Origin of the sequence: Gordonia neofelifaecis NRRL B-59395 (assembly GCF_000192435.1) — a bacterium.
In the GTDB taxonomy this organism is placed as follows: Bacteria; Actinomycetota; Actinomycetes; order Mycobacteriales; family Mycobacteriaceae; genus Gordonia; species Gordonia neofelifaecis.
The window spans coordinates 15762-39903 of the sequence record NZ_AEUD01000013.1 but is presented as its reverse complement, the minus strand read 5'-3'; the positions used below and the strand labels follow the sequence as shown (position 1 = coordinate 39903).

General features: G+C 69.6%; 22 protein-coding genes. 11 read left to right on the top strand and 11 right to left on the bottom strand.

Annotated elements, in window-relative coordinates; all coding sequences use genetic code 11:
* Positions 1-2: 2 nt before the first annotated feature.
* Entirely contained in the window at positions 3-1799 is a 1797-nt protein-coding gene (locus tag SCNU_RS14395) for an MFS transporter (RefSeq protein WP_009680120.1), read from the bottom strand.
* Positions 1800-1940: 141 nt separating this feature from the next.
* Here SCNU_RS14395 and SCNU_RS14390 point away from each other — a divergent pair, with 141 nt between their 5' ends.
* From SCNU_RS14390 to SCNU_RS14380, 3 genes are all read left to right on the top strand, one after another.
* Positions 1941-2723, top strand: a complete 783-nt coding sequence (locus tag SCNU_RS14390; protein ID WP_009680119.1) for a DUF3027 domain-containing protein — start codon at positions 1941-1943, stop codon at positions 2721-2723.
* Positions 2704-5439 carry a sacsin N-terminal ATP-binding-like domain-containing protein gene (locus tag SCNU_RS14385; protein WP_009680118.1) on the top strand — a complete coding sequence of 912 codons (2736 nt, stop codon included), beginning with the start codon at positions 2704-2706 and terminating at the stop codon, positions 5437-5439. The genes SCNU_RS14390 and SCNU_RS14385 overlap by 20 nt, the downstream gene beginning before the upstream one ends.
* A gap of 63 nt (positions 5440-5502) precedes the next feature.
* Complete coding sequence (locus tag SCNU_RS14380; RefSeq protein WP_009680117.1) at positions 5503-6135, top strand: phosphatase PAP2 family protein; 633 nt, start codon at positions 5503-5505, stop codon at positions 6133-6135.
* Here the strand turns inward: SCNU_RS14380 and SCNU_RS14375 are convergent.
* Complete coding sequence (locus SCNU_RS14375; RefSeq protein ID WP_009680116.1) at positions 6111-6365, bottom strand: DUF2530 domain-containing protein; 255 nt, start codon at positions 6363-6365, stop codon at positions 6111-6113. The genes SCNU_RS14380 and SCNU_RS14375 overlap by 25 nt on opposite strands.
* A 97-nt stretch (positions 6366-6462) precedes the next feature.
* Between SCNU_RS14375 and SCNU_RS14370 the strand changes: the two genes are divergently transcribed.
* Positions 6463-7968, top strand: coding sequence for an NCS2 family permease (locus SCNU_RS14370; RefSeq protein WP_009680115.1), 1506 nt, complete (start codon positions 6463-6465; stop codon positions 7966-7968).
* 13 nt (positions 7969-7981) lie between these two features.
* On the opposite strand, the gene SCNU_RS14365 is transcribed toward SCNU_RS14370, so the two are convergent.
* Positions 7982-9214, bottom strand: coding sequence for a GNAT family N-acetyltransferase (locus tag SCNU_RS14365; RefSeq protein WP_009680114.1), 1233 nt, complete (start codon positions 9212-9214; stop codon positions 7982-7984).
* Positions 9215-9289: 75 nt separating this feature from the next.
* Here SCNU_RS14365 and SCNU_RS14360 point away from each other — a divergent pair, with 75 nt between their 5' ends.
* Both SCNU_RS14360 and SCNU_RS14355 read left to right on the top strand, forming a co-directional pair.
* On the top strand, positions 9290-10156 hold the full coding sequence (locus tag SCNU_RS14360) for a TrmH family RNA methyltransferase (RefSeq protein ID WP_009680113.1): 867 nt from the start codon (positions 9290-9292) through the stop codon (positions 10154-10156).
* Positions 10157-10325: 169 nt separating this feature from the next.
* Complete coding sequence (locus tag SCNU_RS14355) at positions 10326-10805, top strand: P-loop nucleotide/nucleoside kinase family protein (RefSeq protein ID WP_238526453.1); 480 nt, start codon at positions 10326-10328, stop codon at positions 10803-10805.
* 91 nt (positions 10806-10896) lie between these two features.
* Here the strand turns inward: SCNU_RS14355 and SCNU_RS14350 are convergent, their stop codons facing one another.
* From SCNU_RS14350 to serC, 3 genes are all read right to left on the bottom strand, one after another.
* Positions 10897-11805, bottom strand: a complete 909-nt coding sequence (locus tag SCNU_RS14350) for a DUF6928 family protein (protein WP_238526452.1) — start codon at positions 11803-11805, stop codon at positions 10897-10899.
* Positions 11802-12716, bottom strand: a complete 915-nt coding sequence (sepH, locus tag SCNU_RS14345; protein WP_009680110.1) for a septation protein SepH — start codon at positions 12714-12716, stop codon at positions 11802-11804. The genes SCNU_RS14350 and sepH overlap by 4 nt, the downstream gene beginning before the upstream one ends.
* Before the next feature lie 195 nt (positions 12717-12911).
* Positions 12912-14045: a phosphoserine transaminase gene (gene serC, locus SCNU_RS14340; RefSeq protein WP_009680109.1), complete on the bottom strand. Its 1134-nt coding sequence runs from the start codon at positions 14043-14045 to the stop codon at positions 12912-12914.
* Positions 14046-14210: 165 nt separating this feature from the next.
* Between serC and SCNU_RS14335 the strand changes: the two genes are divergently transcribed.
* Both SCNU_RS14335 and SCNU_RS14330 read left to right on the top strand, forming a co-directional pair.
* Positions 14211-15122: an ABC transporter ATP-binding protein gene (locus SCNU_RS14335; RefSeq protein WP_009680108.1), complete on the top strand. Its 912-nt coding sequence runs from the start codon at positions 14211-14213 to the stop codon at positions 15120-15122.
* On the top strand, positions 15119-16717 hold the full coding sequence (locus tag SCNU_RS14330) for an ABC transporter permease (protein ID WP_009680107.1): 1599 nt from the start codon (positions 15119-15121) through the stop codon (positions 16715-16717). Before SCNU_RS14335 ends, SCNU_RS14330 begins: the two co-directional genes overlap by 4 nt.
* A 25-nt stretch (positions 16718-16742) precedes the next feature.
* Here SCNU_RS14330 and SCNU_RS14325 read toward each other — a convergent pair whose 3' ends face one another.
* Positions 16743-17027, bottom strand: coding sequence for a putative quinol monooxygenase (locus tag SCNU_RS14325; RefSeq protein ID WP_009680106.1), 285 nt, complete (start codon positions 17025-17027; stop codon positions 16743-16745).
* The gene (gene yczE / locus SCNU_RS20655; RefSeq protein ID WP_009680105.1) at positions 17003-17719 is read right to left on the bottom strand and encodes a membrane protein YczE; all 717 of its coding nucleotides are present in this window, start codon (positions 17717-17719) and stop codon (positions 17003-17005) included. Before yczE ends, SCNU_RS14325 begins: the two co-directional genes overlap by 25 nt.
* Before the next feature lie 60 nt (positions 17720-17779).
* On the opposite strand from yczE, the gene SCNU_RS14315 reads away from it, so the two are divergent.
* The 3 genes from SCNU_RS14315 (at position 17780) to SCNU_RS14305 (ending at position 21284) form a co-directional block, all read left to right on the top strand.
* Entirely contained in the window at positions 17780-19201 is a 1422-nt protein-coding gene (locus tag SCNU_RS14315; RefSeq protein WP_009680104.1) for an aminotransferase-like domain-containing protein, read from the top strand.
* Positions 19202-19278: 77 nt separating this feature from the next.
* Positions 19279-19989: a pyridoxamine 5'-phosphate oxidase gene (gene pdxH, locus SCNU_RS14310; RefSeq protein ID WP_040518506.1), complete on the top strand. Its 711-nt coding sequence runs from the start codon at positions 19279-19281 to the stop codon at positions 19987-19989.
* The gene (locus tag SCNU_RS14305; RefSeq protein ID WP_009680102.1) at positions 19989-21284 is read left to right on the top strand and encodes an MFS transporter; all 1296 of its coding nucleotides are present in this window, start codon (positions 19989-19991) and stop codon (positions 21282-21284) included. The genes pdxH and SCNU_RS14305 overlap by 1 nt, the downstream gene beginning before the upstream one ends.
* Here SCNU_RS14305 and SCNU_RS14300 read toward each other — a convergent pair.
* The 3 genes from SCNU_RS14300 to SCNU_RS14290 all read right to left on the bottom strand — a co-directional run bounded on the left by SCNU_RS14300 (position 21281) and on the right by SCNU_RS14290 (position 24133).
* On the bottom strand, positions 21281-21640 hold the full coding sequence (locus tag SCNU_RS14300) for a PLDc N-terminal domain-containing protein (RefSeq protein WP_009680101.1): 360 nt from the start codon (positions 21638-21640) through the stop codon (positions 21281-21283). The two genes, SCNU_RS14305 and SCNU_RS14300, sit on opposite strands and share 4 nt — an antisense overlap.
* 336 nt (positions 21641-21976) lie before the next feature.
* Positions 21977-22945 (bottom strand): alpha/beta fold hydrolase, encoded by a 969-nt coding sequence (locus tag SCNU_RS14295; RefSeq protein ID WP_009680100.1) that lies wholly within the window; start codon positions 22943-22945, stop codon positions 21977-21979.
* Between the two features lie 156 nt (positions 22946-23101).
* On the bottom strand, positions 23102-24133 hold the full coding sequence (locus SCNU_RS14290; protein ID WP_009680099.1) for an oxygenase MpaB family protein: 1032 nt from the start codon (positions 24131-24133) through the stop codon (positions 23102-23104).
* Positions 24134-24142 lie beyond the last annotated feature (9 nt).

Below are 24142 nucleotides of genomic sequence, written 5' to 3'. Positions count from 1 at the left end.
GATCAGCGCGGTGAGCGCAGGTGATCGGGGATCGCGATGGGCATGGTCGGAGCGGCGTGATCGGGTCGACGACCGCCGAAACCGGGGACCAGGGTGGAGCCGCGGCTGGTGAGGACCGTCTGCACCAGGCCGATGCCGACGAACACGCTGACCACCGTGAATCCGATCCAGAGCTCGGTGGGCAGGAGGACTCCGAGTGTCGCGCCGAACACCCAGCACAGCTGCAGAACCGTCTCCGACCGCCCGAACGCGGACGCCCGCGACTGCTCCGGCAGATCGTCCTGAATGCTCGAGTCCATGCAGACCTTGGCGATGGCGCTGGTCGCCGATCCGATGAAACCCGCGACGACGACGAAGACCAATGAGTTGAAGGCGGCGGCCAGCACGCAGCCGACGAAGGTCGCCACGGTCGACCACACGACGATCGCGGTCGGATTGCGCAGCTCGATCCGCGTACCCAGTCCGTTGCCGAGCGCATTGCCGACACCCGCGGCCGCGCCCACCGCGCCGAGCATCATCAGCTGCGCCCAACCGGACCCGAGGTGGTCCTGGGCCTTGGCGTAGAACGCGATGTAGAGGGTCAGGAATCCGGTGAGGATGCGGATGGTGCCGTTGCCCCACAGCCCGGTGACCACGGACCTGCCCAACGGCTGGCGCATCTTGTCGGCCAGGCGTTTCGACAGGCTCTGCTTGCCGAGCTCCGACGTCGGAGCCTCGGCATCCGGATTGCCGCGGTAGGTGATGGTGGTGGGCACCTCGCCCTCGGTCACCTCGACCCACGACGGAATCTTCATGCAGTAGTAGCCGCCCATCGCAGCCACCACCACGAGCCAGAGCATGGCACCGGGGACGTGGAAGGGCAGGAACTTGCCGAGCACCATCTCCAGCGCGCCCGCGATGCCGCCGCCGATGATCGTGCCGCCGATGAGGCCGAACGTGGTCAAACGCGAATTGACCCGAGGCAGGTCGATGGACGGCGGGAGCACCCGGGGAGCGACGGCCGACTTGAGAACGCCGAACGATTTGGAGAGCACCATGAGGCCGAGGGCACACGGGTACAGCACCCACGGCGTGTAGGTGAGCTGGCCGGCGGCGGAGTCCCACGAGCAGTTGAAGATGATCAGCAGGCCGAGGACGGCGCGCAGGCCGAACGTCGCTGCCATCGCCAACCGTCGACCGTTCTGCAGACGGTCGAGCAACGGACCGATCAGCGGTGCGATCAGGGCGAACGGGGCGATGGTCAGCGCCAGGTACAGGCCGACGTTGACCTTCGACTCCGCGGTCGCAGCCGCGAAGAAGAGCGTGTTCGCCAGTGCGACGGCCATCGCGGCGTCGACGGCGCTGTTGGCGATCACCGGCAGGGTGAGTGCGGTGAGACCCGAACGATCGGCGCCGTCGGCGGTCGCGGCACGGTGCACCATGTTGACGCCCCGCGCGGTGAAGTACTTCGAGCGGCGCGCGAAGACCCGGACCACGGTGACCTTCTCCGGGGGCACGTACTCGGCACCGCGACGACCGCCGTCCGGACCCGACTCCGACCGGATCCGCGAGGTGGGCTGGTCGAGCGGCTCGGTCTGCGGATCCAGCGGCGGCAGATGCGGATTGCGGGTCCGCGGTGGCAGGTAGCCGTCGCTCGCCGGCCGCTCGCGGGATTCGAAGGGCCGGGTCGGGACCCGCGGGCGGGGATCGGCCGGGTAATTCGCCTGGCCGGGATGCGGAGCGGGTCGCCGCGGCGGTCGCGGAGGCTGCTGCCGGTCACCGCCGGGCGGGCGGTTGTCTCCGGATTGACGAGGATTCACACCTCCGATTGTTCCTTATCGCACCGACACGGCAGGGAACAGGCGGCTCAGGGCAGTTCGTCCGGGGGACATCCGGGTCGAAAATCCTCGGGAAAGGTGCCTGACGTGCATTCCGGCGGGTGGCTATTGCACACTGGAAGGGTGAGTGTTGCATTCGAGAACGGCGCCCTGGTGGATGCCGTCGCCTTTGCGCGGGACGCTTTGGTCGCCGACGGTGAGACGCCCGGCGAACATCTGGGAGCTCGTGCGGAGGGTGAATACGCGGCCACCCACTACTTCGCGGCACAGGTCCCCGGCTATCGGGGCTGGCAGTGGTGCGTCGTCGTCGCCGGTGCGCCGGACTCCGCGGAGTTGACGGTCAGCGAGACGGTGCTGCTTCCGGGCGACGGCGCCCTCCTCGCTCCCGAATGGGTGCCGTGGGTGGATCGCGTGGCCCCGGGCGATCTCGGCCCCGGCGATCTGCTGGCGGCTCCCGTCGACGATCCGCGCCTCGTGCCGGGCCAGATCGACACACTCGACATCGACCCGATCGACGCCGACCAGGTGGGCCAGGTGTCCGCCGAGATCGGTCTGGGCCGCAAGCGGCTGCTCTCGTTCGACGGGCGCGCCGACGCCGCGCAGCGCTGGTACGACGGTGAGTTCGGCCCCGACTCAGCGATGGCCCGGAACGCGCGGCACTCCTGCGGCACCTGCGGTTTCTATCTGCCGATCGCGGGGGCATTGCACGGTGCGTTCGGCGTCTGCGCCAACGAACTCGCGGCCGACGGCCGGGCGGTCTCGGCCGAGTACGGCTGCGGCGCGCACTCCGACGTCCGTCCCGCCGCGGGCAACGGCAGTCCCGCATACGACGCCTTCGACGACGGTGCCGTCGAGATCGTGACGCTGCCCGCAGCCCCGGCAGCCGATGGCGCTGCCGGAGCCTGATCCCGCGGATCCCTTCGGGACCGCCGACCTGCGCCGTGCCACCCTGCGCGGCTGGCAGTCGTCGCCCACCCGGCTGGCAGAGGACGCCGCAGCCGAGGCCGAGCTCCTCGAGATCGGTTACCGCGACAGGCTTTTCACCGAGCTGATAGCGAATGCCGCCGACGCGGCGAGCGCGGCGGGCATCGTCGGACATGTGGCGGTGTGGGCCGACGGTCGGTCGGTCCACGTCGCGAACACCGGTGCTCCGCTCACCGCGGCGGGAGTGCGCTCCTTGACCGCCTTGCGGGTCTCCCCGAAGCACGGCGACGACGGCACGACCGTCGGCCGGTTCGGCATGGGCTTTCGGGCCACGTCGCTCGCCCCGCGGGTGGTCGTGGCGTCGACGAGCGGGTCCATCGAGTTCGACGCCGCGCGTACCCGAGACGCGGTGGCCGCCGTCGCCGCCGACGCGGCGCTCGATCGATTGCCCGCCCAGCGCCTCGCCTGGCCGTCGGATGCATCGCCGTCGCCGGGCTTCGACACCGAGGTGATCCTCGCGGTCGACGACGACGTCGCAGGCGAGCTGGTCGCCGCGGCGGCCGGGCAGGCCCCGGATCTGCTGCTGGAACTGCAGGCGATCGATCGGATCGTCGTCGGCGCCCACACCTTCGAACGACGCGACGACACCGACACCGTGGTGGTCTCGCGCGACGGCGTCGAGCACCGGCGCTGGCTGATCGCGCGGACGGAGCGCACCCGCTGGCTCGCGTCTGTGCGGGACGGCAGGGTGGTGCCGCTCGGCCGCGACGTGCTGCGCAGTCCCACGGCGACGGACATCGAGCTGACGCTGCCCGCCCGGGTGATCGCCGATCTGCCGTTGACGCCCGATCGCCGGGAACTGCACCCGGACGCCGACATCGCGGCCGCCGCCGCGGGATACCCCGAACTCGTCGCGCTGGCGCCGGACGACCAGAAGCAGGTCCTCGTGCCGCCGCCCGCACTGCCCGCCGGAGGTGTGGACGGGGTGCTTCGCGAGGCGGTGCGATCGGAACTGGCCGTCGCGCAATGGGTGCCGTCGGCGACCGGGGAAGCCCTGTCGCCCGACCGGACGTGGGTGTTCCCCGGCATCACCGCCGAGCTGGCCGAGCTGCTGTCGGAGGTGCTTGAGCCGTTGGCGCATCCCGACGTCAGCGATCGCGTGACCGCCTCCCTGCTCGTCGGACTCGGTGCGCGCGAGATCGGCCTGGCCGACGTCGCAGAGCTGCTGTCCGGGTCGAGCGGTGCCGATCATGACTGGTGGGCGCGGCTCTACGCGGCCCTGTCCGGCTTCGTTCCCGACGCGCGCGCCGCCGAAGAACTCGCGACGCTGCCGGTCCCGCGAGCCGACGGCCGCATGCACGTCGGTGGCCGCGGACTGTTCCTGATCGACGGCCTCGAAGAGCTCGCTGACCCGCCCGTCGTGAGCTGGGTGCCCACCGTCGCGCCCGACGCCTACGATCCGCTGCTTGAACGGCTGGGATTGACGCGCATCTCGCCGGAGCAGGCACTCGCACTGCCGGAACTCGCCGCCGCGATCGACGACTCCGACGACGACGTGCTCGTCGACGCCGTGCTGCGAATCCTCGGACTTCCGCACGCAGGCACCGCCCCCGCCGACCTCGGCTCGCTCGAACTGCGGGGGGCCGACGGCGATCATTGGCCCGCCGACGAACTGCTGCTGCCCGACAGCCCGCTGGCGCAGGTGCTCGTCGCCGACTCGCCGTTCGGGACGGTGGCCGACGAGGTCGTCGAGCGGTACGGGCGCGACGCGCTGCGGCGGCTGGGAGTGGGCTGGGGCTTCACCGTCGTGCACGATCCGGCGCCCGTGGCGCCCGAGCACGATCTCCCCGACGAGGAGGAGTGGTGGGATTCGCACGAGGTCCCGCCGGACGAGCTGCACGCGGTCCGGGACCTCGACCTCGTCGATCCGGCGCGCTGGCCGGCCGCCCTCGAACTCCTCGCCTCCGACGACCACACCGCGCCGCTGCTGACCGGCGGCTACACGCGGTGGTGGCTGCGCCGGTACGCCGAGATCGACGGGGTGCCGCTCCGTCGGCTCCGCGGAGTCGACGATGTCGGCCTGCGCGGGCTCCTCGACCCCGTCCAGGTCCCGGTGGCGGCGGCGGGACTGCTCGCCGGCCCGGCACCGGATGACGCGGCCGACGCGAGCGATCGCCTCGCCGCATTGGCCGACCCGGACCGGGCCGTGCCGAGCGGCGTCGCGGTCGGTGCCCACGCGGCACTGGTGGCCGCGGTGGTCGACGGCGCATTCCGAGTGGCCGACGTCGATCCGCCGGACCGGTTACGAACCGTCGCCGGAACCACGACCGACGATCCGGTGGTGATCGGTGCCCCGTGGTGGGTGGACGTGATCCCGCCGGAGCGCGCGGTGCTGCCCGGACTGCCCCCGGATAGCGCGGCGGCGGCGGTCCTCGCCGACCTCGTCGACGCGCCGACCGCCGACGCCGTCTGTCAGGTGCTGCCCGACCCGGGCGGCGACGCGGTGGACGCCGACTCCGCTGAAGCGGTGCGACTGCTCGCTGCGGCCGGGCTCACCACCGCCCGCCAGGTCCGGATCCACGACGACCTGCACGTCGAGATCACCGACGACGACCGGACGCGGCGGCAGCGGATCCCGCGCTGGGTCACCGATGACGGCGTCGTGCATCTGAGCCGGGGCCGGTCCGGACACACGTGACCGGCGATGTGCGATAAGACAGTACGGTGAGCCGCGAACGACCGGCTCCCCGGAGAGGCATCAGTGCAGCAGTTTCCGATCGACGACCGCATCACGAACTGGGTGGTGGAATCGCGCCATGAACCGCTGACGTCCGTGGTTCAACTGGTGACGGTGTTCGGTGACACGTTGACGCTCGTCCTGGTGGTCATCGGCGTGTTCGTGCTGGCCTGGATGGGCAACCGCATCGACCTGTCAGCGCTGATCGTCTTCGGCGGTCTCAGCGGCTACGTGCTGATGCTCCTGCTGAAACTGCTGTTCGCGCGTGGCCGACCACCGATCGAGGACCGGCTCATCGACGTCGGCGGTGCCTCGTTCCCATCCGGGCACGCGATGCTGAGCACCATCGTCTACGGGCTCTCCGCGGTGATCCTGTTCCGGCTGTACCCGTGGGTTCGCGACCGGCCGTTGATCCTGCTCTGGGTACCGGTGCTGATCGGTTTCATCGGCCTGAGCCGCGTGTACCTCGGCGTCCACTGGATGTCCGACGTGGTCTTCGGCTGGCTGTTCGGCGTCCTGTGGATCCTGATGTGCCTGGTCACGCACGCACAGCTGGTTCGACGACCCGCACTCCTGCGGGTGGGGACCAAGCGGATGACGACGAAGGCCGGACAGCCGCGATCAGGATCGGGTCAGCGGACGTCCAACCCCTCCTGAGCGCCGCGGGAACCGCGACGGACCGCGGCCTTCTGCAGGAGGACGACGCCCGTTCCCAACACTCCGACGCCGAGCCCGACGAGGCAGACGGCGAGTGCACGGTCGGAGCCGAGGTCGGTGAGCCACACGACCAGCGTGGCCGCCGCCCACACGAGCATGCCGACGACGATCACCGGTTCGGGAGCGCGAAGCTTCGCCGGAAGCTGAGGAATCTGCGGCTCGTCTGACATGACCTCAGGGTAGCTTTCGCGCCCGCGGTGCACCGAAAGCGGCGGTCATGCGCAACAATTATGCGAACTCTTCCTCGACACCGTGAAGGACCAGCCGATGACCGATCCGGTCGACACCGATCCGCAGGAGGCGGACGACCCCACGCCCCCGAAGGCCTCGCCATCCGTACTCGATCGCTATTTCAAGATCCGTGAGCGGGGGTCGACCGTGGGCCGCGAGATCCGCGGCGGTCTGGTCACGTTCTTCACGATGGCGTACATCGTGGTGCTGACTCCGATCATCATCGGCGGCGTCCCCGGACAACCGATGAACGCCGACTCGCTCGGCAACGTCCTGCCGATGCTCCAGGTGGCGGCGGTGGTGGCTCTGGCGGCCGGCGTGATGTCGGTGGTGTTCGGGCTCGTCGCCAACTATCCGTTCGGCATCGCTGCGGGCATCGGCATCAGCAGTCTGCTCGCGGTCACGATCGCCCCGCAGATGAGCTGGCCCGCGGCCATGGGCCTGGTGGTGATCAACGGTGTCATCATCGTGATCCTCGGTTTCACCGGCGTGCGCACCGCGGTGTTCAACGCGGTCCCGTCCGAGATCAAGTCGGCGATCGCCGCGGGCATCGGCGCGTTCATCGCGTTCATCGGATTCATCAACGCGGGCTTCGTGACCCGCCCCGAGGGTGCGGGATCGCCGCCGGTCCAGCTCGGCGACGACGGATCGATCACGACCGTCCCGACGCTGATCTTCGTCATCGGTGTGCTGCTGATGGCGATCCTCATGGTCCGCAAGGTCCCGGGCGGGCTGCTGCTCGGCATCATCGTGATGACCGTGGCGTCGATCATCGTCGAGAGCATCATGCATCTGGGGCCGGCGTCCGAGGGCAACGGCGGATGGGCGATGAACGTCCCCAAGCTGCCCAGCGGCATCGGCGGCATGCCCGACTTCGCACTCGTCGGCGACGTCGACCTCTTCGGTGCCTTCACCGGTGAGTTCAACAATGTCAGCGCGCTGATCGCGTGCGTCTTCCTGTTCACCCTGCTGCTGTCGAACTTCTTCGACGCGATGGGCACGATGACCGGTCTGGGCAAGGAAGGCGGTCTCTCAGACGCCGACGGCAACCTTCCGGGTATGGGCAAGGCGCTGATCGTCGAGGGCACCGGAGCCATCGTCGGCGGTGCGGCGTCGGCGTCGTCGAACACCGTGCTGGTCGAGTCGTCGGCGGGTATCGCCGAAGGGGCGCGCACCGGTCTGGCCAATGTGGTCACCGGCGTGCTGTTCCTGGGCGCGATGTTCTTCACCCCGCTGTACAGCGTCGTCCCGATGGAAGCCGTCTCGCCGGTGCTGGTCGTCGTGGGCGCGCTGATGATGGGCCAGATCCGCGACATCGACTTCACCCGGTTCGAGGTCGCGCTCCCGGCGTTCCTGACCATCGTCGTCATGCCGTTCACCTACTCGATCGCCAACGGCATCGGCGTCGGCTTCATCAGCTGGGTGGTCCTCGGCGTCGCCCGCGGCAAGTGGCGCCAGATGCACCCGCTGCTCTACATCGTCGCGGCGCTGTTCATCGTCTACTTCGCGCGCGGGCCGATCGAGAGCCTGATCTCGGGCTGATCGGCCGGGCCGTTCAGAAGAACGTCCCGGCGAACGGCGCCTCGTCGACGGCGAACATCGAGGCCAGCGTCGACGCGGCGGCCGAGTCGGCGTCGATGCGGTCGGCCGCGGTCATCTCGCGCACGCTGATCCCGCCGAGGTAGATGCTCGAGAGGGTCGCGATGTCGATCCCGATCTGCGCGTCGTCGTCGGTGCGGGTCACCGTCGCACGACCGCCCGCGACCGTCAGCCGGTACCGCCCGGCCCGATCGCCGAAACCGTCGGTGACATCGAGGACGAGGTCGCCGTCGGCGGCGTAGGTGCGCAGTTCCAGCGCCGCGACCACGTCGAGGATCGACACCCACAGCTGATCGGCGCGTCCCTGGACCTCCAGGGCGCGGGCGTTCACCAGCTTGTGCGGCAGCGGGTCGTCGACGGGGATCGACGCCGTCACCGCGGACACCAGATCGAGGCTGGTGAGCACGCGCCACAGATCGGTGTGCGCCTGCGGGGTGGTGTAGACGAGGTCTTCGACGATCGCGGTCTTGTCCCGAGCGTCGATGCGGTACGCGGCGTAGCCGTCCGCGTGGAGCAGGTAGTGCAGCCCGCTGGTCTGCGAGTTACGACGGAAGTTGCGGTCGGCGATGATCGACGGCCACCACGTGTCCGGACGGGTGATGGCGCCGTTGCGGCCTGCGGCCCACGCTCGATGCACCGCGGGCACGTGCCGGACGACCTGTTCGGTGCTGCCGTAACGGACGCGCGAGTCGGCGGGCGCCGGTGTGCGGAACTGCGCGGCCGCCGGCTCGACCCGGATCCGGTGCGCGAACATCGCCGGGCCGAAGCCGAAACGCTCGTAGATGCCGCCTTCGGAGGCGGTCAGCGTGGCGAGCGGGAAATCGCGTTCCCGCCACGTGCGGTACTGCTCGGTGATCATCCGGCGCAGGAGACCGCGGCGGCGGTGCGTCGCCGACACCGACACCCAGGACAGTCCCGCGGTGGTCGCCGCGGCTCCGCCGGGGACGGTGACGGGGACGGGGAAGTACAGCGAGACCGCGACGATCGGCTGACCCTCCGAAGCGGTGTCGCGCACGACGACGGTGTCGCCCTCGCCCGCTCGGTTGCGGAATTCGATCATCTCGTCGGCTGGCAGCGGCTTCGGCAGCGCGAACGCGCGGGCGTCGATGGCGAGGATCTCGGGCCAGTCGGTGCCCCTCGGTCGTTCGAGGGACAACGGATCGACGGGGCCGGACGACTGATTGTTCACCAGTCCAGTGTGCCAGGGCTCACGCGGGCGGATGCAGGCCGTCGCTGACCGGGGACGATATGGCACCGTTGACGGGTGAACTCGACAGACTCAGGCCTCGCAGGCGACGGCCTCGCCGTGGACGTGATCGACATCGTCGACCCGTCGGATCCTCGCGTGGACGACTTCCGGGACCTCAACTCGGTGGACCGTCGCCCGGACGTGCCCGCCCTGCCCGGCGGACGCGTCGGCAAGGGGCTGGTGATCGCCGAGGGCGTGCTGGTCGCGCAGCGGATGATCGCCTCGAGGTTCGCCCCGCACGCCTTCTTCGGAGTGGACCGGCGGATGGGCGAACTGGATGCGGATCTGCGGGACCCGTCGTTGCGGGGCGTGCCGTTCTACCGGGCGTCCGCCGAGGTGATGGCCGAGGTGATCGGTTTCCATCTCAATCGCGGCGTCCTGGCCGCCGCCCGACGTCCCGTCGAGCGGACGGTCGTGGACGTGATCGAGCACGCGCGGACAGTCGCCGTTCTGGAGGGCGTCAACGATCACGAGAACATCGGCAGCATCTTCCGCAATGCGGCCGGACTGGGCGTCGACGCGGTGGTCTTCGGCGCGGGCTGCGCCGATCCGCTGTACCGCCGGTGCGTGCGCGTCTCGATGGGTCATGCCCTGCTGGTGCCGTTCGCCAAATCGCAGGACTGGCCCGGCGACCTCGACGTACTCCGGGACTCGGGGTTCACCACCGTCGCGTTGACGCCGGGAGAGGGCAGCGTCCCGCTCGCGGGCGCGGTGTCGGGCGGCAAGGTCGCCTTCCTCGTCGGCGCCGAGGGACCGGGCCTGGCCGAGCACACGATGCGTCGTTGCGATGTCCGGGCCCGGATTCCGATGAGCCGCGGTACGGATTCGCTCAACGTCGCGACGGCCGCCGCAGTGGCGTTCTACGAGCGCGCTCGGGTGTAGGCGGCTCCGCTGAACGACAGCACGAGCTACCGCCCAGCGGTTTCCGCACAGGGTTGACCGCTGACGGTACCTCGGACGTCATTCGGCCTTGATAGACCGTGATCGGTCGACCTTGTGCGCGCTGAGCGAGTGACCCGTCGGCCGGGTGGCGGCGCGTAGGGTTTGCCCGGTGGCAACGGACACGACTCGAACATCCCGCGTCGTGATGATGTGCGGGCCCGGTGGCGCGGGCAAGACGACGTACGCCAAGCGCCTGGAGCGCGACGGGTGGACGCGCTTGTCGTTCGAGGTGGAGTTCTGGGACCGCGGGATCACCACGATGCCGTCCGCGGAGGTGGTCGCCGAGGTGGCGGCGGACCTGAAGGGCCGTCTGCTGTGCCTCGTCGCGGCGGGGAACGACGTCGTACTCGACTTCGGCTTCTGGTTCCGGCGCCAACGTGATCAGTACCGCGAACTGCTTGCACCGGCGGGGATCGTGCCGACGACCGTCTACCTCGCGACCGACCTCGAGACCATCGTGAGTCGCGTCGGCGACCGACACGGCAGGCAGGCGGACGATTGGCCGCTGACCGAGCAGACGGCGACGGAGTACTTCGAGCGGTTCGAGCCGCCGACACCCGAGGAAGGGCCGCTCGAAGTGGTCCGTTAGGGGACGCTCCGGATCCGCGTAGATCGAGGTCCGTCGCGGTGTCCGGGGCACCGCGTTCCTTGCCGGACCACGCGGATGCGGGAGACGGACTCTACAGGCGGCCGCGGAAGCCGAAATAGCGTGAGATCGGGCCGGGCGTCCTCGACGACGGCTCGTCGGACGCCGGAGCCGAGTCGGCCGTCGTGGCGATCGGTGCCGTCGTGGCGATGGGCGAGGTCTCGTCGTCCGATGGACTCGCGCCCTGCGCGCTGATGGGTGCGGTCTCGGCCGCGTCCTCGGACGTCGAGTCGGCATCGCCGCGCGGCGGGTTGTCGGCCCGCAGTGACACCGAGGACTCGATGAAGCCGTCCCGGCCGTCGTCGGGACCGATCCGGTACACGGTGACCGGGACGCGGGCCGGGTCGACGGCGCCCTCGGCGTTGGTGTGGAATCCGAACCCGAACCAGGCGAGGTGAGCCGCGTCCGCGAGTTCGCCGGGATGGAAGGGGAGAGCCAGCGGATCGCCGGAGGCGTGCGTCTGCGGATGCTCGCCGGCCCAGAACGGACCCTCGAACGGATAGGGCAGGCCGACGTCCGCGCGAATGACGGTGGGCGTGCCGACGAAGGCGCGCTGCATCTCGCCGTCGTGCCAGCGGGCGAAGCAACCGGTGTCGGTGTCCGGGTCGAGCGAGATGACCGCCCACGAGTGGCCGACGCCGAGATCGTCGAGGTAGCCGGTCAGTTCGGTCGGGTCGGCGGTCCGCAGACTCGTACCCGCCAGGACCGCCAGTGAACCGAAATGAGCTGCGAAGACCCGATTGTCGGGGCCGTCGACGACGGCGGCGAGATCCGAGGTGCCGATCGGGGTGATCTCGGTGTCGGCGAACGCCTGCTCGATGAAGTCGGTGGTCTTGTCCGGTTCGATGTACGCCCCGGCGGCCAGCTCCGCTGCCGGATCGGGGCAGTCGATGAACCAGAGGGCAGTAATGTTCGGCAGCACCGAGCCTCCAAGTCGCGTCATTCGTTCGGGTGGCTCCGTACGCCGAGCAGCACGTCCTCCCACGCAGGAACTGTAGGCTTGGCGCGCTTGCTGCGGTGCCGTGGGGTCGAGTCCGAGTCCTCTTGTGCCGCCGGGCCTTCCACCGGACGCTCGTCCCGGTACCGCAGGTCCAGCACTTCGCCGAACGGATCCTGCCGGTGCGTCTGCTCGCCGGTGAGGTCGTCGGCGTTGACCGTGACGTACTCGTGCCCGTCCTCGGTGACCTCGCGCGTCGGCGGTTCCGGCACAGCGACGACCGCGGGCCGTCGCACCGTCCTCGCCAGCTCCGGTTCGGTGAGTTCGACGGCGAGATCGTCCATCGGGTCGGTGGTGCCGCCATGAGCGCCGGGCGTGAAACGCCAATGCGCGAACGAGTCGGCGTCGGGATCGGGGGACACCTGGACCACCCACTGGCCGGCTTCGGTCCGCCATGCGTCCCATTCCGCGTTCTGGGGTGAATTACCGCGTAGCACAAGACATTCGGCGACGATCTCGCCGAGCGTCCCGGCGACGGGGCCGTCGACGCCCATGGGATGGGAGGCGCGAGCCAGCTCTGCCGCCCGGCTCCGCTCGAGGATCACCGGGTGCGCGAAGCGATTGATCTTGTCGACGCCGACGCCGGTGGCCTCGGACAGTTCCTCCACCGTCGCGCCGGAGCGTACGCGAGCCTGAATCTCGCGGGGGGTCAGGGTGAGGGCGGGCGGTGCTTCGACCGCCGGAGCGTCCTCGGGGTCCGGCTCGGCGGGCTCATCGGGCTCGATGGGCTCCGGCGGATGCACCAGCGTCCGCAGAGTGTTGTCGATCGGGATCTGGAACTCCTCGCCCGAGTCCAGATCCATGACGAAGATGAACGCACCCTCTGAGTCGGCGCGATCGGCATGAAGTTCGCGCATCGACTCCTCCTCCGGTCACCAGGTACGCGGACATTGCGTCCAGCCTAGTGAATTTCTGTGCCGAACGGTGGGTGGACACGCGGTGAATGTGCAAGTGTGACCGTCGTCCACGAGGCGGGCACGGCCCGACACCACGACGAAACGCTGCCCGCCGGAGTGGCCGGCGGGCAGCGTTTCGGGACTGGGGTCAGCGGATCAGAGGCGCTCGACGATGTAGTCGATGCACTGGGTCAGCTTGGTGACGTCCTCGGGGTCGATGGCCGGGAACATGCCGATGCGGAGCTGGTTGCGGCCGAGCTTGCGATACGGCTCGGTGTCGACGACTCCGTTGGCGCGCAACGTCTTCGCGACGACGGCCGCGTCGACCGAGTCGTCGAAGTCGATGGTGCCGACCACCTGGCTGCGGTGCGCGGCGTCGGCGAACGGGCCGGCGAACGAGCTGGCCTCGGCCCAGTCGTAGAGGCGCGAGCTGGAGTCGGCGGTACGGCCGGTGCAGAAGTCGAGGCCGCCGCCGGCGTTCATCCACTCGATCTGGTTCGCGAACAGCAGCAGCGAACCGAGCGCCGGCGTGTTGTAGGTCTGGTTCTTGGAGCTGTTGTCGACGGCGGTCGGCAGCGACAGGAACTCGGGGCACCAACGACCCGATGCGTTGATCTCCTCGATCCGGGCCAGCGCGGCCGGGCTCATGATCGCGACCCAGAGGCCGCCGTCGGAGGCGAAGCTCTTCTGCGGTGCGAAGTAGTAGACGTCGGTCTGGGAGATGTCGACGGGCAGACCGCCCGCACCCGAGGTGGCGTCGATGGCGACCAGCGCGTCGCCCGCGGCGGCGGGGCGGAGCACGGGGACGGCTACGCCGGTGGAGGTCTCGTTCTGCGCCCAGCCGATGAGGTCGACGCCGTCGACGTCGTCGGCGGTCAGTGCGGCGGGGTCCGGGGCGGTGCCCGGGTCGGTCGAGATGACCTTGGGGTCCTGCAGGAAGGGCGCCTTCTTGGAGACGGTCGCGAACTTGGACGAGAACTCGCCGTAGGTCAAGTTGAGTGCACGCTCGCGGATGAGACCGAAGGCGGCGGCGTCCCAGAAGGCGGTGGTGCCGCCGTTGGAGAGAACGACCTCGTAGCCGTCGGGCAGGGAGAACAGCTGGGTCAGGCCCTCCCGGATGGCACCGACGACGTTCTTGACCGGGGCCTGACGGTGGCTGGTGCCGAACACCGAGGCGCCGGTGTCGACCAGCGACTGCAGCTGCTCGGGGCGGACCTTGGACGGGCCGCAGCCGAAACGGCCGTCGGCGGGAAGGAGTTCGGCGGGCAGCGTGATCGCGGTGTCGGTCATGGTCACGATTCTAAAACAGCCCTGGTCGACTCCGTCGAGTCGCCGGGTGACGATCGTGGGACGGCTCACCCGGGCCGGGCGGGAATCTCGTCGGTTGGACGGCTTTCGGGCGACGGACGGAGCACGATATGCGTGGAGGTTTCACAGCGCGTCGAAGGTGAGGGTATGACGACATCGAAGGTGATCGATGTGCGGGGACTGCAGAAGAGGTTCGGTTCGTTCGCCGCACTCGACGGGCTCGATCTGAGTGTCGCCGCCGGTGAGGTCGCGGGATTCCTGGGGCCCAACGGTGCCGGCAAGTCGACGACCATCCGCATCCTGCTCGGCATGCTTCGCCAGGACGGCGGCCAGGCTGCGGTGTTCGGGGCGGACCCGCACCGCGACGCGGTCGCCATCCATCGCCGACTGGCCTACGTGCCGGGTGATGTGACGCTGTGGCCGCAGCTGACGGGCGGCGAGTGCATCGATCTGCTGCTCCGCCTGCGCGGGATCGACCCGGACCGCACACCCGCCCGCGCGACGCTGATCGACCGATTCGAACTCGATCCGACCAAGAAGTCGAAGTCGTACTCCAAGGGCAATCGGCAGAAGGTGGCGCTCGTCGCCGCCTTCGCCGCAGACACCGATCTGCTGGTGCTGGACGAGCCGACGTCGGGACTCGATCCGCTGATGACCCGGGAGTTCACGCGGTGCGTCGCGGAGCGGGCGGAGCGCGGTGCCGCGGTCCTCATGTCGTCGCACCTGCTCGCCGAGGTCGAGGCCCTGTGCAGCTCGGTGACGATCATCCGGGCGGGCCGGACCGTTCAGACGGGGAGGCTCGAGGATCTGCGCCACCTGAGGCGGTCACGGGTGACCGCGGAACTGGCTCGCGCCGCCGCCCTCGAATCACTTCCGGGTGTGCACGACCTCGAGACGACCGCCGACGGCGAGATCACCTTCACCGTCGACGACGAGGCGCTGTCCGCGGTCACCGCCGAGCTCTCGAAAGCGGGAGTCACGAGACTGTCGATCGAGCCGCCGAGCCTGGAGGAGTTGTTCCTGCAGAACTACAGCGATCAGGACCAGGTGGGGGCATGACCGCAGCCGCGACGCGCTGGGGGCTGCTGGCGCGGATGGACGTGCGACGGGAGCGGGTGATCGTTCCGGCCACCGTCGTCCTGTTCGCCGTCATCAACCTGTCGACGGCCGCAACGATTCAGAATCTGGCGAGCGATCCCGCGCAGGAACAGGCCCTGCGGCTGACCGCGGGCACCAACGCGGCGTTCCGCTTCCTGCTCGGCGCCGTTCCGGACGCCGACTCGCTCGCCGCGCTCGCGTCGTGGCGTGCCGGACTGTTCATGGTCGCCTCCCTCGGAGTGTGCGCCGCGATGGCGGTGGTCCGCCTGACGCGCAAGGAGGAAGAGGCGGGCCGGACGGAGCTGACGCTGGCGGGCGCCGTGGGACCGGTGGCGCCTGCCGTCGCCGCGGTCACGGTGGTGATCGGGTTCGTCATCGCGGTGTCCGCGGCGATGGCGCTCACCCTGCTGTCGGTCGACGGTGCCGACGCGATGTCGTTGATCGCGGTGTTCGCGCAATATCTGAGCACCGGTCTGGCGGCGATCGGGCTCGCGGTGGTCGCCGCAGAGGTCTTCCCATCCGCGCACTCGGCCAACCTGGCGGCGTCGACCGTGGTGCTCGTCGGATACGTCCTGCGCGGTGTGGCCGACACCGTCGACGGCGCATCGTGGCTGCGGTGGACCTCACCGGTCGGCTGGGCCGAGGCGGTCGAACCCTTCGACTCCAACAACCTGTGGCCGGCGTCGGCCTCGCTCGTGGTCTTCGCCGCCGGTTTGGCGTTCGCGCCGGTGGTCCGCAGGCGCCGCGATCTCGGCTCGGGCGTCCTCGCGGTGCGGCCGGGGCCGGCGACGGGTCCGGGTCTGCGTTCGCCCCTGGTGCTGGTCTGGCGGCAGAGTCGGTCGATCGTCTTCTCCTGGGCAGGTGGCATCGCGGCGTACGGCGTGATCATCGGCGTCGTCACCAACCAGGTGGAGTCTCTTGCGGGGAGCAACAAGGCGATGACCGACTTCCTCGAATCATCCGGGGCGGGGGGCACCCTGACGCAGATCTTCCTGTCGACGATGACCGCGTTCCTCGCCGTCGCGGCGGTCGGAGCCGGGGTCTCGCTGGTCATCCGCTGGCGCTCGGAGGAGACCAGCGGCCGCCTGGAGGTGCTGCTGGCCACGCCGGTCTCGCGACGGCGGTATTTCTGGACACAGTCGTCGATGGTCGGCGGTGCCATCGTGGCCGTGATGATCGCGGCGCCGACGTCGATCCTGGTGGGCGCCGGACTGGCGGGCGCGGGCTGGGGATCCACCGCACGGACCGTGTTCGGGATGGCCGCGGCGTCGCTGCCCGCGGCCGCTGCGACCATCGCACTCGCCGTCCTGTTGTATGCGATCGACGGACGCCTCGCGATCGTCGGCTGGCCGTTGCTCGTCGCCTCGTGGCTGCTCGGGCCGTTCGGCGGCATGCTCGGACTGCCGCAGTGGGTGCGCGACATCTCGCCGTTCACGCACGTGCCGATGATCCCGCTGCAGGCGGTGCAGGCGATGCCGCTGGTGATTCCGGCGCTCGTCGCGGTGGTGTTCGCCGTCGGCGCCGCGTATCTGTGGGAGCGTCGCGACCTGGGCTGACGATCACCAGAGGCGGGCGACGCGCTCAGTCGAGGGCGGCCGTGTGGTGCGACTCCCAGAGCTCGATGTGCGGCCCGAACTCGTCGAGGAACGCCCGGATGTGCGGGGTGCTGCCGTGGTCGTCGAGGGCCTGCCTGCTGGTCCAGTGCTCGAAGCAGTGGAACAGGCACGGATCGTCGAGGTCCCGATAGAACTCATAGGTGATGCACCCGGGCTCGGCCGACACCGGCTGCACCAGCCCGCGCATCGCATCGGCGGCACGATCGGCGTGATCGGCGTGGACTCTCAGTTTGATGAATGCGGTGTGCACGGCGACGACCTCTCGACGGTGGGAACGGATTCGACGCTAGGCGGGTGAGGGTCGCGCGCGCTGTCGTCGTTCCCGGTCTGCGGGATCTCGCCGGTGACGGAGGTATCGCCCGCGACCGCTCGGTCGACGTGCATCAGTGCGGCGAACCACTGGATCAGGGGGCCGACGGTGACGGCGTACAGGACCGTTCCGATTCCGAAGTCGCCGCCGAGGAGGACGCCGATCACCACGACGAGCGCTTCGAGCGCCGTACGCACCACCCGCACCGACCAGCCGGTGCGCGCGACGATGCCGGTCATCAGTCCGTCGCGTGGGCCGGGGCCCAGGCGCGCGCCGATGTACAGCGCGGTCGCGAAGGCGTTGACGACGATGCCTGCGAGCATCATCGGGATCGCGATCGCCGCTTTCGGGTGGTCGGGCAGGTACGGCGTGGCGGCGTCGAACGCCAGCCCGATGACGACCACGTTCGCGACGGTGCCGAAGCCGGGGCGTTGCCGCAGTGGAAGCCAGGTGACCAGGACCACGGCACCGACGATGATCGTGACGGTCCCGACCGAGAGTCCGAGTTGATTCGCGAGGCCCTGGTGCAGCACGTCCCACGGGATGTTTCCCAGTCCGGCGTGCAGGATCATCGACATCGAGACGCCGTAGAGAACCAGGCCGACGGCCAGAGCCAGTAGTCGTTTGAGCATGAACCCACTGTGCGACCAACTGGCATTTGAATCCATAGCCAGTTGTGAAACACTGGACTCATGATCGCTCCTACCGGTGCAATCGGTGCGACAGCGCTGGCACGTCATCTCGGGTCCTGGCGCCCAGCGGGGCCGCGGCCGGGCTATCAGGCGCTGGCCGACGGACTCCGGGTCCTGGTGCTCGACGGCCGCGTTCCAGTCGGCACCGCACTGCCGAGCGAACGCACCCTCGCGGAGGTCCTCGGGGTGTCGCGGACCACGGTCGCGGCCGCGTACGCCGCGCTGCGCGAGAGCGGCCATCTGCTCTCCCGCCAGGGCGCCCGCAGCGTGCTGAGCCTGCCGGTCCAGGTGCCGGCCGAGCCGCTCGACCTCGGTGCGGAGGCCGACATGATCAAGCTCAACATCGCGGCGCCCGCGGCCCCCGAACAGATCGTCCACGACGGCTTCCGCCACGCGCTGGAGTGCGCGCCGAGTTACCTCGCGGGCACCGGGCTCTACCCCAACGGGCTGCGCGCGCTCACCGAGACGATCGCCCGGCGATACACCGAACGCGGGCTGCCGACCGATGCCGATCAGATTCTCGTGACGTCGGGCGCGCAGCATGCGCTCCGGCTGGTCCTCGACACCCACGTCTGCCCCGGCGACCGCATCCTGCTCGAGCAGCCCACGCACCACGGCACCATCCTGGCGCTGGCCCGGCATCGTGCCCGGGCGGTCACCGTCGGTCTGCACCCGATATACGGCTGGGATCTCGATCAGCTCGAATCGGTCGTGCGGCTGCAGCGGCCGCGATTGATCTTCGTGATCCCGGACTTCCAGAATCCGACCGGCCTGCTGCTCGACGAGGCGGGCCGCATCCGACTGGGCGAGATCTCCGCGCGACACCGGGTCCCGGTCGTGGTGGACGAGACGATGGTCGAACTGGGTCTCGACGTGATGGCGCCGCCTCCGCTCGCGAGCTTCGCGCCGCCGGGAGCGCAGATCATCACCCTCGGATCGGCGAGCAAGACGGTGTGGCCGGGTCTGCGGGTGGGCTGGATCCGCGTCGACGGCCGGCCGGACACGTACGCGTTGGCTCGCTACGAGTCGGACCTCGGCGGTGCGGTGTTCGAACAGTTCGCCGCGCAGTACGCGCTGGCCAACCTGGAGGCCTTCCTGCCTGCGCGCCGGGCCCGGCTTCGCGAGCAGCGGGCGGCCGCCATGCACGCGATCGCCGAGCATCTGCCCGGTGCGGTGCCGGTGCGGGGCGTCGGCGGACTGTGCATCTGGACCGCCTTGCCGCGCCCGGTCGCCAATGCGACGGCCGCGGCGGCCGCCGAGCTCGGGGTCAGGCTGATCCCGGGTGGATCGGCAGCGGCTCCGAGGCAGAGAGGCGGGCCTCGCCTCGCCTCGGATGTCGACCGAACGGCCAGACCACTCCGCCACGCGCCAGATCATGACGTGAGCCGATCGACCTCGTCGGACAGGCGTACCGGCGGGTGACGGGCGATGAGGTGCCGGAGTCGTCGGCGAGCGCGGTCGGGTTGCCCGATCGGCTCGTCGTCTGAAGTGGAAGTAGCATGCACATCGTGAAAAAGCTGGTAGACCTGCCGAGTATGCGAGTCGGTTATGCAGCAGGCGGCGACAGCGAATCCGGCGCCGACGGGATGTCGGCGAATCTCGATCCCTCGTGGTTCGTCGGCGACCCGCCGTGGCGGTCGTTGTTCGAGACCTGGCTCGCCGAGGCCGTCGCCGCGCGGATCCCGGAGCCGAACGCGATGGTCGTCGGCACCGTAGACGAGCAGGGGCATCCCGCCACCCGCACGGTGCTGTGCAAGGGCGTCAGCGACGCGGGCATCGTCTTCTTCACCGGCTACGAGTCGCAGAAGGGCCGGGCCCTGGCGACGAATCCGTATGCGTCGGCGACCTTTCCATGGATCGCTCTGGAACGTCAGGTTCACTTCCGCGGCCGTGTCGTGAAGGTGGACGCCGAGGAGACCCTGCGGTACTGGAACTCTCGACCGCGGGGGTCGCAGCTGTCGGCGTACGCGTCGGCGCAGTCGCAGCCCATCGGCTCGCGAGCCGAGCTGGAGGCCGCCGCAGCTGCGACGGCCGAGCGGTTCGGCGGCGCGGACGACGGTGAGCCGGTCCCGGTGCCGCCTGCCTGGGGCGGGTACCGGATCGAGCCCGAGGTCGTGGAGTTCTGGCAGGGGCGTGCCAACCGGCTGCACAATCGGGCGCGGGCGGTGCGGACGTCGGAAGGGTGGCGGACCGAGCGCCTCCAGCCCTGATGGCGCGGGGAATCCTGGCCGACACCCGGCCGCTGCAGAACGTCTATTTCCGGCGGTTGTGGACCGCCAACATCGTCACCGTCATCGGTGCGCAGCTGACCATCGTCGCGGTGCCTGCGCAGTTGTACGCGATCACCGGAAGCTCGGCGTACGTCGGACTGAGCGGCGTCTTCGGACTCGTTCCGCTGGTGGTGTTCGGTCTGTGGGGCGGCGCACTCGCCGACACCTTCGACCGCCGACGGATCCTGACGATCACCACCGTCGGCCTGATCGTCACGTCGGCCGCGTTCTGGGCGCAGTCCGCTTCCGGCATCGACAACGTGTGGCTGCTGCTGGGCATCTTCGCATGTCAGCAGGCGTTCTTCGCGGTCAACCAGCCGACGCGCACCGCGGTGCTGCCGCGCATCCTGCCGCTGGAGCGACTGCCCGCCGCGAACTCCCTGAACATGACGGTGATGCAGGCGGGAGCCATCGCGGGCCCGCTGGTCGGCGGCGCGTTGATCCCGGTCCTCGGCTTCTCGACGCTCTACTTCGTCGACGCGATCTGCTTGTTCGCGACGCTGTGGGCGGTGATCAGTCTGCCGCCGCTGCCGCCGGAGCACTCCGGCGGCGAGCATGATCGGCCGACCGCGGGCTTCCGCTCGGTGGTCGACGGCCTCGTGTACCTCAAGGGACACCCGGTGCTGCTCATGTCATTCGTGATCGACCTGATCGCGATGATCTTCGGCATGCCGCGCGCCCTGTTCCCGCAGATCGCGCACGAGAGCTTCGGCGGGCCGGCCGACGGCGGCGTCGCCTTCGCCCTGCTGTTCATCGCGATTCCGCTGGGTGCGGTGGTCGGCGGCGTGCTGTCGGGATGGGTGTCGCGCGTGCAGCGGCAGGGGCGGGCCGTGGTGCTGTGCGTGCTGATCTGGGGTGTGTCGATCGCCGTCGCGGGCGGCGTGCTGGTCTTCGCGCACGGCACCATGCTGCCGGTGCTGCCGATCGTCGTCCTCGCGTTGATGGTCGGCGGAGCGGCGGACATGGCGTCGGCGGCGTTCCGTCAGACCATGTTGCAGTCGGCGGCCAGCGACGACGTGCGGGGGCGCCTGCAGGGCGTGTTCATCGTGGTGGTCGCGGGCGGGCCGCGCATCGCCGACGTGACCCACGGTGCGGCCGCGGCCGTCGCGGGTACCGCGGCGACCTTCGCGGGCGGTGGCGTTCTGGTGGTGATCTTCACCGTGATCGCGACGCTCGCGGTGCCGGTGTTCTGGCGGTATCGGGTGACGATCGGCGAGCGCGAGCGTCCGGCCTAGGCTCGCCCATCGTCCGGCTCGTCGGGATCAGTCGCGTCGGAATCGCCGGCCTTGCGCCGTTGCGCCTCGGCTCGTTCACGGGTCTGACGGCGGAACTCGGCTTCATCGCGCGCCCGAATCGCCGCTCGATATTCGGGGCGCTCGTACTCGGGGAACCCCGTCGTGCGTGGCGGCGGCGTGGCGCCTTCCGGTCGGCCGATCACCAACCACAGCACCGAGCCGATCAGCGGCAGCAGGATCACGATCAGAATCCAGAGCGCCTTGGGCAGATGGCGGACTCGGTACTCGTCGGTGACGATGGCGTCGACGAGCGCCGCGATCCAGATCAGCAGTACGATTCCGCCGATTATCGGCATGGCTCCCCCCCGGAATTGCTCGAATCGGAAATCTAACACGAATCGTCGTTCCGAGTGCCGGGGACAGGTGAGGTCGGCGTGCCTCCGGGGGCCTGGGATTCCTGCCGCCCGGGGTGCGCCCGTTCTGTCAGAGGTGATCCATATCATAGTCCGCGCAGGGGCGGAGGTGGCCGCGGAGGTCGTCTCGGGTTGTTTGAGAACTTCATAGCGCGTCGCGGTACAGGCGGCACGGGTTGCTTCCGGGGCATGGGGCTGGAGGAGTGGTCGGTGGGTGCTGCGACGGCATTCGGGGTTGTGGCGCAGGGGGCCACGGCGCCGCCGCATGGAGCGGCTCGGTCAGTCGAGGTCTCGCAGGAACCCGATCATCGCGTCGTTGACCTGGTCGGCGGCCTCCATCTGAACGAAGTGTCCGGCGCCGGGGACGACGAGGGTCGAGCGCAGGCCCGGCACCATCGCCTTCATCGTGTCGAAGGGGTTCTCACCCATCATTTCGAGCACGGGGTCGTTCCCGCCGGCGATGAATGTGGTGGGGACGGTGACCGGGAGGTCGTGAAGGTCTTCGGTCTGCTCCCACACGTAGTCGTCCGCGCGATACCAGTTCAGTCCGCCGGTGAAACCGGTCCGCGTGAATTCGTCTGCGTAGTAGTCGAATTCGGACTCGCTCAGCCACGACCACGGCAGCGCGGGCGGGTCGGGCAGAACGTCGAGGTAGCCGTTGCCCTCCGACGGGAAGTCCCAGCAGTCCAGGTAGCGGTTCGCGCCGCTGAGTGCGTGGAAGATCTTCGTGAGGAACTCGCGAGGGCGGTCGCCGAGTTCACGGTCGGCGACGCCGTACTCCTGGAAATAGTGCAGGTGCACGAAGTGCTTCGACGCCATGTAGCGGAACCCGTCGGTGGGACGGACAGGCGACCGGGGTGTCCGGGGGACGCTCAACTGCATGAGGGCCCGGACCCTCCCGGGCGCCCATGCAGGCAGGTCCCAGACGAGTTGGGCGCCGAAGTCGTGCCCGGCGAACACCGCGTCGTCCAGGCCCAGGGCGTCGAGCAGTCCGACCATGTCGGCGACGGTGTGCTTGCGGTCGTACTGACTCGGGTCCGCAGGGGAGTCGGTTCCGCCGTAGCCGCGCATGTCGGGAGCGATGACCCGATACCCGGCCTCCGAGAGGGCGGCGAGTTGATGGCGCCAGCTGTACCAGAGGCCGGGAAACCCGTGGCACAGCACCACCGGATCGCCGTCGCCCTGTTCCGCGATGTGCATCGTGATGTCGCCGACGTCGACGGATCGGTGAGTCAGTGGTGCGGGCATGCGTTCTCCTCCGTCGGGCTGCGGTTTTCTGCTTGAAAGACTGCCTTCTTCAGTCCCCGGCGCGTGGTCGAAACAGCGAACCCGGAGCGGTTCGGCCCGGATGTGGTTCTCGCCCGGCGGCATCGCCGGGCTAGCGGAATCATCATCGGACCGCGTTCAGGCCTCGTTGTCCTGCCACGGCAGATTCGCGCGGCGTCCGGCGTGCACCGGGCAGTAGTGGATCGGGTTATCGCGTTCGGGGCCCGACGGCAGGTTCCGCGTCGGACTCTCGAGCAGCGGTGCGTTCGCGGCCACCCGGCCGGCGACGCGATCGAAGGCGTCTCGCGGGCGGGGGTGCTTCTCGTATCGGGCCGGCGGCAGGCTCATGGCGGCGTTGACCGCCCTGCCGAACATCCGGAACCTGCGCTGGTCGGAGTCGCTCCAGGTCAGTCCCATCATCTCGCGGACGGGCTCGTCGTAGAGGCCCGTGGTGATCCACATGAAGAGACGTCCGACGATGCCGACCTGCTTGCGCCACAACCAGTCCGGCATCCACGCCCGCATCCATGGGGGCGGCGGGAGCGTGGTGATGTCGAGCACGGTGCGGACGGCGGCGTGATCGCGAAGCACCCGGCGGCACATGTGGTCCCAGTACTCGAGGAACTCCTCGTAGGTGTCCGGGCACGGACGCATGCTGACGCCGTATTGGGCGTACCAGGCGCGTGACTCCTCGAACAGTGCGCGCTTGTCGGCTTCGGAGATCGGCGGGCCGAACGCCTCGGCGCAGCGGATGTTGCCGTACCAGAAGGTGGCGTGCGCCCAGTAGAAGACGTCCGGGTCGAGCGCGTGGTAGCGCTCGCCGTTGTCCATCGTGCCCTTGATCGTGAGGTGGTAGTCGCGGACCGCACGACCGGTCTCCGGGGTCTGGTCGAAGACGACGCCGCTGATCGGGTACAGCGACCGCATCAGCCGTTCCCACCGTTCGCCGAAGAAATCGGAGTGGTCCCAGACGCCTGCGGCGAGCTTGGGGTGCATGTTCTGCATCGACCCGGACCACAGGCCCATCAGCATGCCTCGCCAGCTCCCGAAATAGCGCCAGGTCACCGAGTCGGGGCCGGGGGCGGGGATCTCGGCGGCGGATCGCGCGCCGGAGAAGCGGTCGGCGTCGTCGAACTGTCCTTCGCCCGTCGGGGCTGCCACCTGCGTCATGAGACGAAG